We start from the raw sequence: 17,664 nt of genomic DNA, 5'->3' as shown, positions 1-17,664 counted from the left end.
GTGCCCAGCGTCTTCACCCACGCCGCGGTGCCGCTGGCACTGTGGGCCGCCGCCGACCGCGGGCGCATTTCCACGCGCCTGCTCGGCGCCGGCATCGTCGCGGCGATGCTGCCCGACGCCGACGTGCTCGGCTTCGCCCTGCACATCCCCTACGCCGACGCCTTCGGCCATCGCGGCGCCAGCCACTCGCTGTTGTTCGCCGCCCTACTGGGCGTGCTCGGCGCGTCGCTGCACCGGCCCCTGCGCGCCGGCGCGCTGCAGGCGGCCGTCTGGCTGTTCGTCTGCACCGCCTCGCATCCGCTGCTCGATGCGACGACCTCCGGCGGCCTCGGCGTGGCCCTGACCTGGCCGTGGAGCGAACAGCGCTGGTTCGCGCCGTGGCGGCCGATCCGGGTCTCGCCGTTCGCCAACGGTTTCTTCAGCGCGCGCGGCATGGCCACGCTGTGGTCCGAACTGCACTGGGTGTGGCTGCCGCTGGCGCTGGCCGTGCTCACCTGGAAACTGCTGCAGCCGCCCTCGCCCTCCACTTCGTCGTCGCCACCTTCGCCATGACCACCGCCTTGCCCACCGCGCTCACCGACACCCTTTCCGCCCTGCTCGGCGCCGAAGGCTGGCGCACCGATGCCGACAGCCGCCGCAGCTATGGCGAGGACGATTCGCGGCGCTGGGCGCTGGCCGATGCGGTGGCGCTGCCGCAGACCCGCGAGCAGGTGCAGGCGATCGTGCGCGCCTGCCGCGCGCACCGCGTGCCGCTGGTAGCGCGCGGCGCCGGCACCGGCACCGCCGGCGCCGCGGTGCCGTTCGCCGGCGGCGTGGTGCTGTCGTTCGCGCGCATGAACCGCATCCTGCAACTGCGCCCGGCCGACCGCTGCGCGGTGGTCGAACCCGGCGTGCTCAACGGCGACCTGCAGCAGGCCTTGGCGCCGCACGGGCTGTTCTGGCCGCCGGATCCGTCCAGCGCGGAGATCTGCAGCGTCGGCGGCAACCTCTCCACCAATGCCGGCGGACCGCGCGCGGTGAAGTACGGCGCCACCCGCGACAACGTGCTCGGCCTGGTCGCGGTGACCGGCAGCGGCGAGCTGATCCGCTGCGGCGGCGCCTACACCAAGGACGCCACCGGCTACGACCTGACCCATCTGCTGGTCGGCAGCGAAGGCACCCTGGCGCTGATCGTGGAAGCGACGCTGAAGCTGTCGCCGCGACCGCTGGCGCAGGCCGGCCTGCGCGCGCTGTACCGCGACGCTGCCGCCGCCGCTGCCGCGGTGTCGCGGCTGATGGCGCAGCCGAGCACGCCGACCATGCTCGAGTTCATGGACCGCAGCGCGATCGCGCTGCTGCGCCGCAACGGCAGCGACGTGCCCGAGGCCGGCGCAATGCTGCTGATCGAGGCCGACGGCGACCACGACACCCTGCCCTACACGCTGCAGGCGTTGGGTGCGGCGGCAGAGGGCGAGGGCCTGCTGGCGCTGGACGTGGCCGCCGACGGCAGCGCGCGCGACCGCCTGTGGGCTGCGCGCCGCGCGCTGTCGCCGGCGCTGCGCACGATCCGTCCGGGCAAGATCAACGAAGACGTGGTGGTGCCGGTATCGCGCATCCCCGAGCTGGTCGCGGGCGTGGAAGCGCTGGCCGCCGAGTTCGACCTGCCGATCGTCGCCTTCGGCCATGCCGGCAACGGCAACCTGCACGTCAACATCATGTACGCGCCCGACGACGCCGCCGAAACCGCACGCGCACAGGCCGCCCTGCCGCGGCTGTTCGCGCTGGTGCTGTCGCTGGAAGGCACGCTGTCCGGCGAACACGGCATCGGCGTGGCCAAGCGCGACTACATGGACCAGGCCTTCAATGCCGCGACCCTTGACGCGATGCGCGCGATCAAGCGGGCGCTGGATCCCGATGGGATCCTCAATCCGGGGAAGGTGTTGCCGGAGACTTGATCGGATTCGGGATTCGGGATGACCAGCCTGGCGGCTGTTGAGAGCCGGGATTCGGGATTCGGGATTCGGGAATCGGGAATCGGGAATCGGGAATCGGGAATCGGGAATCGCAACAGCGTCTTTCGCGCGCTGATCCATTGCAACGTCATCATGCCGCGATGCCGTCGTAGGAGCGGCTTCAGCCGCGACCTGCGTCCCCGACAATGCCACGGTCGCGGCTGAAGCCGCTCCTACGACGAACCAAGGCGATCGCGGCACACGCAATGGCATTGCGCCCAAGATGCGCTTTCGCTGTCGGCAACCGATGTGTGGCGCGGCGGCGATGTGCACCCTGTGCCGGACACCACTGCCACGCATACTGACTTTATGACACCCATTCGGCAGGCTTGACCACGCTGACGTGATCGGCGCCTTCGGCGAGCGTCGGCGCTTCGAACAGGCTGGCCACGGACCGGATCGCCGACTCCGGCACCTGTTCGTCCGCTGGCCGCTGCAGATTCCGCGCGAGCGCAATCGGCAACGCGACCTTGATCCAGACGATCTCGATCCTGGCACCGGCCGCTTTCGCGATGGCGACGATCGGCGCCCGGTGCCGAGCGCCGGGCAGCGCCGCGTCGAAGTAGACGGTGCATGGCCGCACCGGTTGCCGCGCGATCCAGGTGGTCTTTCCCGCGCCCTGCAGGCCGCACACGATGACGACTGTCCAGGGTCCGGCGGGTTCACACGACGTGGCGAGGATCGCCTGCAGGGCGTCATGGCTTTGCCGCCATGCGGCTTGGTTGCGCTCCGACGTCCACACGCGACCACGTTCCGTTTGCAGGAAGTGATCCGGGTTGATCACGATGGGATGGGAACGCGAGGTCATCTGTTCTTCCGTTTATCGCGTTCCACCGGCTTCCAGGCACACGTTGCCGCCGTAGGAGCGGCTTCAGCCGCGACCTGGCTTCACCGGCAATGCCCCGGTCGCGGCTAGAGCCGCTCCTACGCAGATCCAGGCGAGGCCGCCACGACAGATCACGCGGGCGGGCACTGCACGCCGATGAAGCGCAATCCCACGCCCGGCTCAGTGGCGATGTAGCGCGGGGCCACCGCGCTGTCGCCGAGTTTCTGCCGCAGCTTGCCGACCAGGATGCGCAGGTAGTGCGTGTCGTCCTGGTGGGTGGGACCCCACAGTTCGCGCAGCAGTTGCGGCTGCGTTACCACGCGGCCGCTGTGCCGCAGCAGCAGGGCGAGCAGTGCGTACTCCTTGCGGCTGAGTGGCAGCGCCTCGCCTTCAAGGCGCACTTCGCGCAGGCCCAGGTGGATGTGCAGGTGGCCGTCGTCGAACACCGGCTCGGCCTCGCCGGCCACCGGCTGCATGCGCAGCAGCACGCGGATGCGCGCCATCAGTTCCTGCACGCCGAACGGCTTGGTCACGTAGTCGTTGGCGCCGGCGTCCAGCGCCTGCACCTTCTCGTCCTCGCCGGCCCGCACCGTCAGCATGATCACCGGCACCGACGACCATTGCCGCAGTTCGCGCAGCACGCTGTGCCCGTCCTGGTCGGGCAGGCCGATGTCCAGCACCACCAGTTCGGCGCCGTGGGCGGCCAGCTGCGCCAGGCCGGCGGCGCCGGTGTCGGCCTGCAGCACGCGGTAGCCCTGCGCGCGCAGGCTGATGTCGAGGAAACGGCGGATCTGCGGCTCGTCGTCGATGACCAGCACGCGCGGCGGCGGAATCGGATCGGCGTGGGACTCAGTCGGCATCGGGGCGAGACGGCGGCGCGGCGGGTTCGATGAGCGGCAGGGTAATGCGGATCGTGGTGCCGCGGCCATCGGGGCCGGGCAGCGCCTCGACGCTGCCGCCGTGCGCGCCGATCATGCCCTGGCAGATGGTCAGGCCCAGGCCGGTGCCGTGGCGGCCGCGGTCGCCGCGCTCGACGCTGTAGAACATGTCGAAGATGCGCGCGCGCTCGTCCTCGGGAATGCCCGGGCCGCGGTCGCTGATGTCGATGCGCAGGCGGCCCTCGACCATGCCCGCGGCCACGCGGATCGCCGCATCGGCCGGCGAGAACTTGGCCGCGTTCTCCAGCACGTTGAAGATCGCCTGTTCGACCAGCGCCGGGTGCACCCATAGCGTCGGCAGCTCCGCAGCCAGGGCGATGTCCAGGCGCACCTGCGGTTGGTAGCGCTGCAGGCGCCGCGCGGCCGAGCCGATCAGTTCGTCCACGCCGATCCAGTCGCGGTTCAAGGTCAGCCCGGTGTGGCCGAGCCGGGTCATGTCCAGCAGGTTCTGGATGTAGCGGTCCAGGCGCTCGCCTTCCAGTTGGATCGTCTCGAGCAGGCTGCGGCGATCGTCCGCATCCATCGCCTTGCCGTAGCTGGACAGGCTGCTGGCCGCGCCGATCATCGCCGCCAGCGGCGAGCGCAGGTCGTGCGAAACCGAGGACAGCAGGGCCGAGCGCAGCCGCTCGGTCTCGCCGCTGACCCGCGCGCTCTCCAGGTCGGCGACCAGGCGCGTGCGCAGCGCGGCCTGGCCGATGTCCTCGACCATCGCCTCGGCCAGGCGCTGCTGCTCCAGGCCCGGGCGCTGCACGCCGGCGCCGAAGCGCAACCCGACCACGCCGATGGTGCCGCGCTCGTGGCGCACCGGCAGGAACCACCAGCTCGCGCCGGCCAGCGTATCGGTGAAGCGACCGGTGGCCTGGCCGTGGCGCTGCGCCCAGTCGGCGGCGCTGCGGTCCACCGCGGCCATCGTCGGCGCGTAGTCGTCGGCGCCGTCATGCGCGCGCTCCAGCGGCTGCAGGCGCAGCCAGGCCTCGGCGTCGAGGGTGCCGGCGAGCGCGCGGCGCCCGGCCTCCAGCACCTGGCCGAGGTCGGCGGCGCTGGTCAGTTCGCGGCCCAGCCGCTGCAGTGCGGTGGTCTGCGCATTGACCGCGCGCAGCGCCAGCACCTGCATGCGCAGGCGCGAGGCCAGGCGCCCGGCGACCAGGGCGGCGACCAGGAACAGCAGCACCGTGACCACGCCCTGGCGCGCGCCGATCTGGAAGGTGAAGCGCGGTTCGATGAAGAAGAAGTTGTAGCTGAAGAAGCTCAGCAGCGCCGCCAGCACCGCCGCGGTCATCCGCGTCTTCGACGCGACCATCACCACTGCGACGATGAACACCATCGACAGGTCGTCGATGCCGACCCAACTTTCGGCGATCCAGGCGACTACCACCGCCAGCGCCGAGGCCACCGTGGCGAACAGCAGGTCGTCGCGCGACAGCCAGTGCGCGGGGCTGCGCCAGCGCCGCCGCGCCCGCGCGCGCGCTTCCGGCGAACTGATGATCACCAGTTCGTAGTGCGCACCGCGTTGCAGCAGCTGCTGGGTCAGCGTGCGGTTGATCATGCGCGCCAGCGGGCGCTCGCGGGTGCGGCCCAGCACCAGCGTGGACACGCCGCTGCGCGCGGCATGGTCGAGCAAGGTGTCGGCGACGTTGGCGCCGTGCAGCAGCGCAGCCTCGCCGCCGAGCCGGCGTGCCAGGGCGAAGGCGCGGTCGATCTCCAGTTGCCAGTCGGCCTCCGGCTGCGCCTGGGTCTGCACGGTGACCACCGTCCACGGCGCGCCGCGGCGTTCGGCCAGGCGCCGCGCCACCCGCACCAGGTAGTCGGACTGGCCACGCCCGTCGATCGCCACCATCACCGTACGCCGCAGCGCCACGCTGGTGCGGCCCTGCGCGGCCTGCACGTCGCGCAGATCGTTGTCGACGCGGTCGGCGGCGGTCTGCATCGCCAGTTCGCGCAGCGCGGCCAGGTTCGACGGCGAGAAGAACGCCTGCAGCGCCTGCCCGGCCTGCTCGGGCAGGTAGACCTTGCCCTGCTGCAGGCGCTCGATCAGCTCGCGCGGCGGCAGGTCGACCAGCACGATGTCGCGCAGGCGGTCGAAGATCGCATCGGGCACGGTCTCGCTGACGCGCACGCCGGTGATGCGGTGGACCACGTCGTTGAGGCTTTCCAGGTGCTGGATGTTGACCGTGCTGTAGACGTCGATGCCGGCGTCGAGCAATTCCTGCACGTCCTGCCAGCGCCGCTCGTGGCGGCTGCCGGGCGCGTTGCGATGGGCCAGTTCGTCCACCAGCACCAGCGGCGGGCGCAGCGCCAGCAACGCATCCAGGTCCATCTCGTCCAGCGTGCGGCCGCGGTACTCCAGGCGCCGCCGCGGCTGCACGGTGAGGCCCTCCAGCAGCGCCGCGGTCTCGGCGCGGCCGTGGGTCTCGACCACGCCGACCACCAGGTTGCTGCCCTGCTGCTGCAACTGCCGCGCGCGCGACAGCATCGCGTAGGTCTTGCCGACCCCCGGCGCCGCGCCGAGGAACACGGTCAGGTGCCCGCCGCGCTCGCGCTGCAGTTCGCCGATCAGGGCGTCGGCCTGTTGGGTGCGGGGGTCGGGCATCGAAGGGCCGGGCTTGGGGATTCGAAATTGGGGATTCGCGAAGCGTACAGCCTCAGGCCATCCGCCCTACTGCTTTTGCTCCTTCCCACTCCCGATTCCCGTTTCCCCATTCCCGGCCGCGTCCAAGGCCAGATTCAGCGCCAACACATTCACCCGCGGCTCGCCGAGCACACCGAACTGGCGCGGCTGGGTCTGCGCGGCGACCAGGGCGGCGACGGTTTGCGGCGGCAGGCCGCGCGCGGCGGCGACGCGCGCCACCTGAAGTTGCGCCGCGTCCACGCTGATGTCCGGGTCCATGCCGCTGCCGGACTGGGTGATCAGGTCGTCCGGGACCTGCGCCGGGTCGATGCCTTCGCGCGCGGCCACCGCCTGGCGGGTGTCGTCCAGGCGCTTGCGCAGGTCGGGGTTGCTGCGCGCCTGGTTGCTGCCGGCCGCCGACATCGGATCGTACTTGGCGCCTGACGGACGCGGCTGGAAGTAGCCCGCGGCGGCGAACGGCTGCGCCACCAGCGCCGAGCCGACCACGCGGCCCTCGTGGGTGCGCAGGCTGCCGTTGGCCTGCTCGGGAAACAGCGCGCCGGCCAGCACGGTGGCCAGCAACGAGTACAGCGCCGCGGACGCGAGCACCAGCAGCGGCAGCACCAACACAGCGCGCCAGCGCATCGGTTCGCGGAGGGAAACGGAAGACACGGTCATGGAGGTAATTCCGAAGGAGCGTGAGAATCGGCGCTGGGGTCAGCCCAGCGCCACCAGCAGCAGGTCGATGACCTTGATCCCGACGAACGGCAGCAGCACGCCGCCCACGCCGTAGATCAGCATGTTCCGGCGCAGCAGCGAGGTCGCCGAGGACGGGGTGAAGCGCACGCCGCGCAGGGCAAGCGGGATCAGTGCCGGGATCACCAGCGCGTTGAAGATCAGCGCCGCGAGCACCGCGTTGGTCGGGCTGGACAGGCGCATCACGTTCAGCGCGGCCATCTGCGGGATCGAGGCGGCGAACAGTGCCGGCAGGATCGCGAAGTACTTGGACACGTCGTTGGCCAGCGAAAAGGTGGTCAGCGCGCCGCGGGTGATCAGCTGCTGCTTGCCCACTTCCACCACCGCCAGCAGCTTGGCCGGATCCGAATCCAGATCGACCATGTTGCCGGCCTCCTTGGCCGCCTGGGTGCCGGAGTTCATCGCCAGGCCGACGTCGGCCTGGGCCAGCGCCGGCGCGTCGTTGGTACCGTCGCCGACCATCGCCACCAGGCGGCCGCCTGCCTGCTCCTGGCGGATGCGCGCCAGCTTGTCCTCGGGCGTGGCTTCGGCGATGTAGTCGTCGACGCCGGCCTCGGCGGCGATGGCCGCGGCGGTGAGCGGGTTGTCGCCGGTGATCATCACCGTCTTGACGCCCATCGCGCGCAGCCGCGCGAACTTCTCGCGCACGCCGTGCTTGACCACGTCCGACAGCTCGACCACGCCCAGCACGTGCCGGCCCTCGGCCACCACCAGCGGCGTGGCGCCGCTGCGCGCGACCTGTTCGACACGGCTCTTCAGCTCCGCCGGCACCTGCCCGCCCAGCGCGGTGACGTGGCGGATCAGCGCATCGGCGGCGCCCTTGCGGATCGACCGCGGCGGCTGCATGCCGTTGGCCGGAAGATCGACGCCGGACATGCGCGTCTGCGCGGTGAAGGCGACGAACTCGGCGCCCGCCGGATCGGCCGGCGGCAGGCCCTGCTCGCGCGCCAGGCGCACGATCGACTTGCCCTCCGGGGTCGGGTCGGCCAGCGACGACAGCATCGCCGCCTCGCGCAGCTGCGCCACGTCCACGCCGCTGAGCGCATGGAACACGGTGGCCTGGCGGTCGCCGTGGGTGATGGTGCCGGTCTTGTCCAGCAGCAGCACGTCGACGTCGCCGGCCACTTCCACCGCCTTGCCCGACTTGGCCAGCACGTTGGCCGACAGCGCGCGGTTCATGCCGGCGATGCCGATCGCCGGCAGCAACCCGCCGATGGTGGTCGGGATCAGGCACACCAGCAGCGCGATCAGCAGCAGCGGATCCACGTGCACGCCGACGAAGCCGGCGATCGCCGGCAGCGAGGCGACCACGATCAGGAAGGTCAGGGTCATCGCCGCCAGCAGCATGGTCAGCGCGATCTCGTTCGGCGTCTTCTGCCGGTTGGCGCCTTCCACCAGCGCGATCATCCGGTCCAGGAAACTGTGGCCCGGCTCGGCGGTGACCTTCACCAGGATCTCGTCGGACAGCACCTTGGTGCCGCCGATGACGCCGGAGCGGTCGGTGCCGGCCTCGCGCAGCACCGGTGCGGATTCGCCGGTGACCGCGGCCTCGTTGATCGTGGCCAGGCCGTGCACGATCTCGCCATCGGCCGGGATCAGCTCGCCGGCCGACACCACCACCAGGTCGCCCGGGCGCAGTTCGGCGGCGGGCACGCTGGTCTCGCCGTCCAGCCGCACGCTGGCGACCCGGCGCGCCACCAGGTCCTTGCGCGCACGCCGCAGCGAGGCGGCCTGGCCGCGGCCACGGGCCTCGGCCACCGCTTCGGCGAAATTGCCGAACAGCACGGTGACCAGCAGGATCGCGGTCACCGCCCAGCCGAAGCCGGCCTGGCCCTGGCCGGACACGGTGATCAGCGCCGACAGCAGCGTGCCGGCGAACGCCACGGCCATCACCGGACTGCCCAGCAGGTGCCGCGGCGACAGCTTCAGCACGCTGTCGCGCAAGGCCGCGCGCAGCGCCGCGGCATCGAACAGCCCAGGCCGGCGCGCCGGCGAAGAGGCCACGGAAGGAGAAGGAAGCGGGGTGCTCATCGTCGTCGTCTCAGTGCGCGGCCAGGGTCAGGTGATCGGCGATCGGTCCCAACACCAAGGCCGGCGTGAATTGCAGAACGGTCAGGACCGCGATGACCGCGATCAGGGTCAGCGCGAAGGTCGGGGTTTCCACCTGCAGGCTGCCGCCGGTTTCCGGCGCCACCCGCTTGCGCGCCAGTTGCGCGGCCACGATCAGCGGCACGATCAGCGCCGGATAGCGGCCCAGCAGCAACACCACGGTGCAGCTCAGGTTCCACCACGGAATGCCATCGCCCAGCCCCTCGAAGCCGGAGCCGTTGTTGGCGAAGGCCGAGGTGTACTCGTAGAACACCTGGCTGATGCCGTGGAAGCCGGGATTGGAGGTCGCCGAGATCGATGCCGGCAGGGCCAGGGTGATCGCGGTGAAGCCGAGCAGCACCAGCGGCTGCAGCAGGATCAGCAGCGCCAGCAGACGCACTTCCGGCGCCTCGATCTTGCGCCCGAACAGCTCCGGGGTGCGCCCGGTCATCAGGCCGGCCAGGAACACGCTCAGCAGCAGATACACCAGGAACTGCTGCAGGCCGCAACCGATGCCGCCCCAGATCGCGTTGATCAGCATGTTGACCATCGCCACGCCACCGGTCAGCGGCGCCAGCGAATCGTGCATGGCGTTGACCGAACCGTTGGAGGTCTGCGTGGTCAGCGACGACCAGGCCGCCGAGGCATCGACGCCGAAGCGCACCTCCTTGCCTTCCATCAGCGCGGCACTGCCGGGCGCGTGGCCTTCGGCCCACAGCGACACCGCGGTGGACGCCAACGACATCACCAGCATGCTGCCGAACACCAGCGCAGTGAACTTGCGGCGCCCGGTGAAGGGGCCGACCATGAACGCCACCGCCACCGGGATCAGCACGATGCCCAGCATCTCCAGCAGGTTGGAGAACGGCGTGGGATTTTCCAGCGCCATCGCACTGTTGGGGCCGTACCAGCCGCCGCCGTTGGTGCCGAGCTGCTTGATCGCCACCATCGCCGCGACCGGGCCGAGCGGGATCTTCTGCGTCTGCTGGCCGGCGCTGGCGTCCAGCGGCGTGGCGACCGGACCGGCCGCTAGCGTCGAAGGCACGCCCTGCTGGGTCAGCAGCAGCGTCCACAGCAGGCACAGCGGCAGCAGGAAGCGCAGGGTCGGACGGATCACGTCGGCCCAGTAGTTGCCGAGATCGACCTCCTGCGCCGTCTCGCCGCCGCTCGCGGCCGCCTTGCGCGCCGCGTCCTGGCCACGCCCACCGAACAGGCCGCGCAGCGTCGCCGCGACCAGCGCCAGGCCCATCATCGGGGTGATGAACTGCAGGCCGACCACGCCCACCGCCTGCGACAGGTACGACAGCTGCGCCTGGCCCGAGTAGTGCTGCTGATTGGTGTTGGTCAGGAACGAGACCATGGTGTGCAGGGCCACGTCCCAGCGCATGTTGGGCACCGCATCGGGATTGAACGGCAGCCAGGCCTGGGTCACGAACAGCGCGAACACCAGCACGCCCAGCACCAGGTTGCTGGCCAGGAACGCGCCGGCATAGGCGCGCCAGTGCATGCCGCGCGCCGGGTCGGTGCCGAGCAGGCGGTACAACGGGCGTTCGATCCAGCCGAACAGCGCGTCGCCGCGCATCGGCGCCCCGCGCATCACCTTGGCCAGGTACAGGCCCAGCGGCCATCCCAGCAGCAGCGCGAGCGCATAGACAAGCAATGTATCGATCATGGAAATGGCACTCGGCTCAGAAATCTTCGGGGCGCAGGATCACGTACAGCAGGTAACCGGCCGCGACGATCACCGCCACGCCGCAAACGAACGAAAGCCAACCGCTCATGGTCTCAACTCCGAAACAAAGGGAAGGCCCGCCGCACGGCAGGCCGCAATCGCGTGGGAACACCGCCGTACGCGGCCTGCGCACGGAGGCAGAAGGGAAGCGCAACATGGCGACGCACGCCGGGTCGGACAGGCCTTCTGGCCCAGGCCGGCATTATCGAAGCCGTCGCCATAAACTCTCCGTGGCGAAGCCGCGCGGCACGCATAAATTCTGCGTAAAACCGCGCGACGCAGGCGCGTGCGCCACGTCTGCCGGCGCCTCGCCGCCGCCTGCACGGCAGCGCGCGACGACCTCAGTAATGCAGGATCGCGTCGATCAACGCCGTCGCCTGGTGGTTGCGGCGCCCGCCGTCGTAGGCGGGGAAATCGTAGGCGTGCTCATAGCGCAGCTCCGGGCGGATCTCCAGGTCCTGCGACACCCAGTGGGTCAGGCCGATGGTGTGGCTGGAGTAGCGCGTAGCGAAGCCGGTGCGCTGGCCGTCGTGATCGTTCACGAACTCGTTGCGGATCGCCAGCATGTCCGACGCGCCGAGCTGGATGTTGACGTAGTTGACGATGGCATCGGCCGTGCTGCGTCCCAGCGGGAAGTCCGGTGCCTCGCCCAGCGCGTAACCGGGGCGGCCCGTCGGCGCGTGCGACTGCGACGGATCGGTGGCCAGCGCCTGGTCGCGCACGTAGAGGTGGTAGGCCTCGGTGAGCATGTGCACCTTCGGCGAGAAGCGGTGGCCCCAGGTCAGCACGAACTCCTGCAGGTTGTTGTAGGTCTGCGCGGCGTTGTTGTACGACTCCACGCACGGATACAGCATGTCGTCGTTGCTCCTGGAGACCCAGCGCAGGCAGGCCTGCGCGCTCAGGCGGCTGGTCGCGTCCCAGATCGCCGAATCGTCGCCGCCATGCACGCCGAGCTGCAGCGTCCACTGGTCGTTGAGCTTGGTGGTGGTGAGGATGCCCATGTTGGTATAGGCATCGACCGTGTACAGGATCGAATGGGTCAGCAGGTAGTTGTTCGGCGAGAACTGCGCCTCGATGTCCGGCAGCGAGAGGTAACGGCCGACCGTGACCAGCATGCCCTGCGCCACCGAAGGCAGGTACAGGTCCACGTGCGCGATCATCGGATCGTTGCCGTAGATCTTGCCGTTGAGCGCGCTGTTGCGCTGCGGATGGTGCAACAACTGGTCGCTGGTGACGCCCTTCATCGTGGTGTAGTGGTAGTCGTAGCCGTACAGGTCGTCGAGGTGGAAGCCCCAGTCGACATGGTCGGTCTGCACCGTGTCCGGCACGCGCTGCAGGCGGATCAGCGCCTGGTTGAACTCGCCGCGATTGGGCCGCGTGGAGTAGGACAGCGGGTAGTTGCTGCGCGAGGACGTGCTGGCGTTGAGCGAGGGATTGATCCAGCCGTACAGCTCGATGCGGTTGCGCTGCATCCACTGCCCCACGCGCGTGCACGCCAGCGCCTTCTCGACCGGGTACTGCGCGTTCTCGTTGGGCACGCCGACCGGGTAGTCCACCGCGCCGAGCTGCCATTCCGCCGACGGGAACGGCGGCGAGGAGAACGGCGCCGCCAGGCCGCGACGCGCCGGCGCCGGCGCCGGCGCATCGGGATCGGCCGGTTGCGCATCCTCGCGATAGGCCGAGGCCAGGCGCGAGAAGAAGCCATTGGAACAGTCGGCGCTGCGCGCCGGCGGCGGCGTGGCGACGTCCTGCGCCGCTGTCGGCATCGCATCGGAAACCGGCGCCGCCAAGCCAGCGGCAGCGGCGGGGCCAGCGCACAGCACGGCCACGGACAGGAGCAGGGGGTGGAGCTTCATGGACATCGGGTTCTCGGCTCCCAAGGAGCCGTCCTTCTTTGGGTGGAGGGAGGCAACGACAGCCCGACGCGTCACGCGCACGCGCAATCGCTGGCGATGCGCTCGGCGGCGCATCGCGGCAAGGGCGTTGGAATACGGCGCCGCGGCGGCGGCGTCAGCGGGTCAATGCGCGTGCAGCGAACGCGCGCGACCGTGTGGGGGCGGATGCTGCAACGCGCTGCGGCAACCATGGAGGCGTCGCGCTGCGCATGGCGTGTCGCATCGCCTGGTACGAAGGCCAGATGGTTGCGCCGTCGCCGAATGCGATACGACGCATCCGTACACGACCGTTGCGGGCAGCGACACGCTCAAGATTGCAGCCATCGATTCCACGCAAACACCCCTGTCGTCAGCGCGGAAAGTATAGGAATCGCCGAATATCTTCGTTGCAAAGCGCGCGCCGGTTCGAATAAAAGCTGCGTAAATTCGTGCGCGAAATGGGAGTGGCGTGCGCGCTGTGTGGCGATGCGTGGTGCCGTACCCTCATCCGCCCCTGCGGGGCACCTTCTCCCGATGGGAGAAGGGAGAGCTCAAAGCCCCTCTCCCATCGGGAGAGGGGTTGGGGTGAGGGTCCGGCAAGCGAAGCGCTGCGCTGATCCAACTGCACGAGGCTGCGCCCTACCCTCATCCGCCCCTGCGGGGCACCTTCTCCCGAGGGGAGAAGGGAAAGGCCAAAGCCCCTCTCCCGCCAGGAGAGGGGTTGGGGTGAGGGTCCGGCAAGCGAAGCGCTGCGCTGATCCAACTGCACGAGGCTGCGCCCGTACCCTCATCCGCCCCTGCGGGGCACCTTCTTCCGAAGGAGAAGGGAGAGGCCAAAGCCCCTCTCCAATCGGGAGAGGGGGTTGGGGTGAGGGTCCGGCGCGCGAAGCGCTGCGCTGATCCAATTGCACGAGGCTGCGCCCGCACCCTCATCCGCCCCTGCGGGGCACCTTCTCCCGAGGGAGAAGGGAAACGCCGAACTACCTCAATGCAACGGCACGCTCAAAAACGACGGCGTCGCCGTCGGCGAGCTGAAGCTCACGGTGCCGCCGAAGCGGCTGGCCGAGGTGTAGCGCGGATCGGTGGTGTCCACCACCAGCACCAGGCGGCGGCCGGCCGGGATCTCGACCGCGGTCGCCTGCAGCGCCAGATCGAGCGTCACCGGTGTGCCCGGGGTCGCGTTGCGCAGGGTGTACGGCACATGGCTCAGCAACTGCGCCGAACCCGAGCCGTCCATGCTGTAGAGATAGGCGAACAGCGACACGTTGGACTGGCTCGGGGTCACCGTCAGCCGCAGCGAGGGCGCGCCGGCCAGGCGCTTGTCGCTGGACAGCACCGGGCCGCTCCACACCGCGGCGCCGGCGCGGCTGACCAGCGGGATCGAGGTGGTCACCGGCTGGCCGAGGCCCTGCAGCAGGCCACTGACCATCACCACGCCGGAATCGGCCAGGGTCGGCACGCCGGTGGCGATGCGGTAGTTCCAGCCGCTGCTGTTGCCGCTGGTCAGCGACCCGGTCGGCAACAACAGGCCACTGGGGCCGGTCAGGCCGTAGCGGGTGGCGCCGGCCTGGACGCTGTTCCAGTCGGCATAACTGAGCCAGGTACCGCCGAGGGTCGATAGTTGCACCGGCGCTTCACGGTCCACGCCGTTGTCGCGGCCCTTCAGGTAGCGGTCGAACCAGCGCGTGGCCTCGGTATACACCTGGTTCGGCAGGCCCAGCGCGCCCGGCAGTTCGGCAGTGGCGTGGTCGCCCTGGCTGAACATCAGATGCTTGGGCACGCTGAGCCGGTTGTAGAGGTTGATGTACTGGTTCGGCGGGAACAGGCTGTCGTTGAACGCATTGGCCAGCAGCACCGCCGGGCCGTTGCGGTTGAGCGCCTGCACCTCGTTGATCACTCCACGTTCGGCCGCCTTGGGCAGGAAGCCCTGCACCGCGCCGTCGTAGTCGCCTAGCGCCACGTGCGCGGTGATCCGCGCCAGGTCCGGACCGGGCCGGCCGGTGGCGACACCGGCGGCGACCAGCAGGCCCACACCCTGCTGGCTCACGGTGCTGTTGGCGTACAGCGAGGCCTGCAGATCGGCCCAGCCGCTGAGCGCGGCCACCGCCTTGATGCGCGGGTCGCGCGCGGCGGCGAGCAGGCTGGTGCCGGCGCCGTAGGAGATACCCGAGACGCCGATCGCCTTGGCGTCGGCCGGGGTGTTGGCCAGCGCCCAGTCGATCACCGCGCTGACGTCCTCCACCGTCGGTGCCCCGGCGATGTCGATCAGCCCCTGCGAATCCCAGAAGCCGCGCGAGGTGTAGCTGACCACCACGTAGCCATCGTTGGCCAGTTCGCTGGCGCGGCCCACGTATTCCAGGTTTGGCAGCGACCAGCTGGCCGGCATCACCACCAGCGGGAACGGTCCTGGTCCCTGCCCTTGCGGCACCAGCACGAGCGCGCCGAGCTTGGTGCCGTCGAAACTGGGAATGCTCTGGTACTGCTTGCTGAAGCCGGCCGCGGCCGCAGCGGCGGAGAACACCAGCAACATCGCGCCGAGGGCGATGCGACGTGACACGGACATACGCATGGACTGCCTCCCAAGCGGCGCCGGACCGGAATGGCCGGCTGCCGGAACGGTACTGCCAGAACGGTGACAAGGGCTCGACACGGGGCCGGGCAGGCGGACCGTACCACCGGGTACGGGCGATATTCACGCCGCAGTGCGGCACGGTATGGAAGGACCTTGGCGGGCGGCCCAAACGTGCTGGCCCAGTGGCCGGCGACCGGCGCGCGCTTCAGGCCGCGCGGGTCAACTCAGAAAATGCTGGTAGCCGCTTCGCGGCGGCTGCCACCGCTGGCCGTCGGCATCGCGCACCGCGATGCCATTGCCGGCGACGATGCGCCCGATCGGCGTCGCCGTCACGCCGAGCGCCTGCAGCGCCTGCACGATCGCGGCGCGCTGCGCCGGGTCGGCGGTGAAGCACAGTTCGTAATCGTCGCCGCCGCCCAGTTGCCAGGCGTGCACCTGCGCAGGGTCCGCGTCGGCCGGGGCCGCGACCGCCGGCAGCGCGGCCAGCCCCAGTTCGGCGCCGACGCCGCTGCGCGCGCAGATGTGCTCCAGGTCGGCCAGCAGGCCGTCGGAGACGTCCACGCAGGCCCGCGCCAGGCCGCGCAGGCACAGGCCCACCTGGACCCGCGGCGTCGGCCGCAGCAGGCGTTGGCGCAGGCGTTCGTGCACGGGATCGGCGGCCGGCGCGGTCACGTCGAGGCGCCCGGCCTGCCACAGCGCCAGCGCCGCGGCCGCCTCGCCCGGCTGGCCGGTCACCCAGACCTCGTCGCCCGGCTGCGCGGCATCGCGGCGCAGCGCCATCGTCGCCGGCACGCTGCCGATCGCGGTGACCGACAAGGCGAGCGGCCCGCGCGTGGTGTCGCCGCCGGCCAGGCCGATGCCGTGCGCATCGGCGAGGGCGAAGAAGCCCTCGGCGAACGCATCGACCCAGGCCATGTCGACCTGCGGCAGCGACAGCGACAAGGTGCACCAGCGCGGCTGCGCGCCCATCGCTGCAAGGTCGGAGAGATTCACCGCCAGCGTCTTCCAGCCGATGTCGGCGGCCGCGGTTTCGGCCGGGAAATGCACCCCGGCGTTGAGCGTATCGGTGGTGATCGCCAGCAACTCCCCCGGCGGCGGCAGCAGCAACGCTGCGTCGTCACCGATGCCCAGCGGCAGGTCGTCCCGCGCCCGACTGCGTGCGCGCAGGCGCTCGATCAGATCGAATTCGGGCATTGGAGGGCCGGGAGTGGGGATTCGGGAGTGGGGATTGGCAAAAGCGCGTCCGCGGACGGGAATGCCGCTCTTGCGAATCCCCAATCCCGAATGCCCAATCCCGCGCCGTCAGGCGCCGCCGCCGCCCGACTCCACCGCGCGCCATTCCAGCGCGGCGCGGTCCAGGACGCCGTTGACGTAGGTGTGGCCGTGTTCGGAGCCGAAGCGCTTGGCGGTCTCGATGGCTTCGTTGATCACCACGCGGTACGGCACGTCCATGCGGTGCAGCAGTTCGTAGGCGGCCAGGCGCAGCACCGCGCGCTCGATCGCGTCCACTTCCTCGACCGTGCGGTCCAGGTAGCCGACCAGCGCCGCGTCCAGTTCGGCGCGGTGCTTGAGCACGCCTTCGACCAGGTTCTCGAAGTACACCAGGTCGGCGATCTCGTGCGCCTGCTCGTGCGCGAACTGCGCGATCACGTGCTGGGCGTTGCCGCCGGAAATCTGCCAGGCGTAGATCGCCTGCAGCGCACGCCGGCGCGCGCGCGAACGCAGGACCGGATCGACGCCGTCGCGGCGTGGGTGGTGCTTGTGGCCAGCGGGTTTGTTCACGGCAGCAGCTCCAGCAGGTTGACCATCTCCAGCGCGCTCAGCGCCGCTTCCTCGCCCTTGTTGCCATGGCTGCCGCCGGCACGCGCCTCGGCGTCCTCGACCTGCTCCACGGCGAGCACGCCGTTGAGCACCGGGATGCGGAAATCCAGCGACACCCGCAGCAGGCCCTCGGCGCAGCCGTCGGCCACGTGTTCGTAGTGGCGGGTGTCGCCGCGGATCACGCAACCCAGCGCGATGATCGCGGCATGCTTGCCGGCCGCGGCCAGGCGGGCGGCGACCAGCGGCAACTCCCACGCGCCCGGCACCCGGATCACGTCCACCGCGTCATCGGCGATGCCGTTGCCGGCCAGGCTCTGCCGCGCACCGGCGACCAGCACGTCGGTGATACGGGCGTTCCAGCGGCTGGCGATGATCGCGAAACGCGCCGACTCGGGAGTGCGGAGGTCGCCTTCGTAGTGGGACATGGCGGTGGCAGCTTGAGGGGGTGGGAGAGTTTA

At 70.4% G+C, this 17,664-nt stretch carries 14 protein-coding genes; 2 read left to right on the top strand and 12 right to left on the bottom strand.

The window, feature by feature from the left end; all coding sequences use genetic code 11:
• Both PIQ37_RS08040 and PIQ37_RS08035 read left to right on the top strand, forming a co-directional pair.
• Positions 1 to 552: a metal-dependent hydrolase gene (locus tag PIQ37_RS08040; RefSeq protein WP_342073060.1), complete on the top strand. Its 552-nt coding sequence runs from the start codon at positions 1 to 3 to the stop codon at positions 550 to 552.
• On the top strand, positions 549 to 1,934 hold the full coding sequence (locus PIQ37_RS08035) for an FAD-binding oxidoreductase (protein WP_342073059.1): 1,386 nt from the start codon (positions 549 to 551) through the stop codon (positions 1,932 to 1,934). The genes PIQ37_RS08040 and PIQ37_RS08035 overlap by 4 nt, the downstream gene beginning before the upstream one ends.
• Before the next feature lie 364 nt (positions 1,935 to 2,298).
• On the opposite strand, the gene PIQ37_RS08030 is transcribed toward PIQ37_RS08035, so the two are convergent.
• From PIQ37_RS08030 to ribH, 12 genes are all read right to left on the bottom strand, one after another.
• Complete coding sequence (locus PIQ37_RS08030; protein ID WP_342073058.1) at positions 2,299 to 2,799, bottom strand: AAA family ATPase; 501 nt, start codon at positions 2,797 to 2,799, stop codon at positions 2,299 to 2,301.
• Between the two features lie 149 nt (positions 2,800 to 2,948).
• Complete coding sequence (locus PIQ37_RS08025) at positions 2,949 to 3,677, bottom strand: response regulator transcription factor (protein WP_342073057.1); 729 nt, start codon at positions 3,675 to 3,677, stop codon at positions 2,949 to 2,951.
• Positions 3,667 to 6,345, bottom strand: a complete 2,679-nt coding sequence (locus tag PIQ37_RS08020; protein WP_342073056.1) for a sensor histidine kinase KdpD — start codon at positions 6,343 to 6,345, stop codon at positions 3,667 to 3,669. The genes PIQ37_RS08025 and PIQ37_RS08020 overlap by 11 nt, the downstream gene beginning before the upstream one ends.
• Before the next feature lie 66 nt (positions 6,346 to 6,411).
• Positions 6,412 to 7,041, bottom strand: coding sequence for a potassium-transporting ATPase subunit KdpC (gene kdpC, locus PIQ37_RS08015; protein WP_407136602.1), 630 nt, complete (start codon positions 7,039 to 7,041; stop codon positions 6,412 to 6,414).
• A gap of 39 nt (positions 7,042 to 7,080) precedes the next feature.
• Positions 7,081 to 9,150: a potassium-transporting ATPase subunit KdpB gene (gene kdpB, locus PIQ37_RS08010; protein WP_342073055.1), complete on the bottom strand. Its 2,070-nt coding sequence runs from the start codon at positions 9,148 to 9,150 to the stop codon at positions 7,081 to 7,083.
• A 10-nt stretch (positions 9,151 to 9,160) separates the two neighbouring features.
• Positions 9,161 to 10,879 (bottom strand): potassium-transporting ATPase subunit KdpA, encoded by a 1,719-nt coding sequence (gene kdpA, locus PIQ37_RS08005; RefSeq protein WP_342073054.1) that lies wholly within the window; start codon positions 10,877 to 10,879, stop codon positions 9,161 to 9,163.
• Positions 10,880 to 10,895: 16 nt separating this feature from the next.
• Complete coding sequence (locus tag PIQ37_RS08000) at positions 10,896 to 10,988, bottom strand: potassium-transporting ATPase subunit F (RefSeq protein WP_010341961.1); 93 nt, start codon at positions 10,986 to 10,988, stop codon at positions 10,896 to 10,898.
• 292 nt (positions 10,989 to 11,280) lie between these two features.
• Positions 11,281 to 12,801 carry an outer membrane beta-barrel protein gene (locus PIQ37_RS07995; protein WP_342073053.1) on the bottom strand — a complete coding sequence of 507 codons (1,521 nt, stop codon included), beginning with the start codon at positions 12,799 to 12,801 and terminating at the stop codon, positions 11,281 to 11,283.
• Positions 12,802 to 13,798: 997 nt separating this feature from the next.
• A complete protein-coding gene (locus PIQ37_RS07990) occupies positions 13,799 to 15,382 on the bottom strand; it encodes a CocE/NonD family hydrolase (RefSeq protein ID WP_407136601.1) in 1,584 nt (527 codons plus the stop codon).
• A 222-nt stretch (positions 15,383 to 15,604) separates the two neighbouring features.
• A complete protein-coding gene (gene thiL / locus PIQ37_RS07985) occupies positions 15,605 to 16,579 on the bottom strand; it encodes a thiamine-phosphate kinase (protein ID WP_342073052.1) in 975 nt (324 codons plus the stop codon).
• Positions 16,580 to 16,687: 108 nt separating this feature from the next.
• Positions 16,688 to 17,167: a transcription antitermination factor NusB gene (nusB, locus tag PIQ37_RS07980; protein WP_342073051.1), complete on the bottom strand. Its 480-nt coding sequence runs from the start codon at positions 17,165 to 17,167 to the stop codon at positions 16,688 to 16,690.
• On the bottom strand, positions 17,164 to 17,631 hold the full coding sequence (gene ribH / locus PIQ37_RS07975) for a 6,7-dimethyl-8-ribityllumazine synthase (protein WP_017910047.1): 468 nt from the start codon (positions 17,629 to 17,631) through the stop codon (positions 17,164 to 17,166). Before ribH ends, nusB begins: the two co-directional genes overlap by 4 nt.
• Positions 17,632 to 17,664 lie beyond the last annotated feature (33 nt).

Source organism: Xanthomonas protegens (genome assembly GCF_038442435.1).
In the GTDB taxonomy this organism is placed as follows: Bacteria; Pseudomonadota; Gammaproteobacteria; order Xanthomonadales; family Xanthomonadaceae; genus Xanthomonas_A; species Xanthomonas_A sontii.
This window is presented reverse-complemented; position numbering and strand designations above follow the sequence as displayed.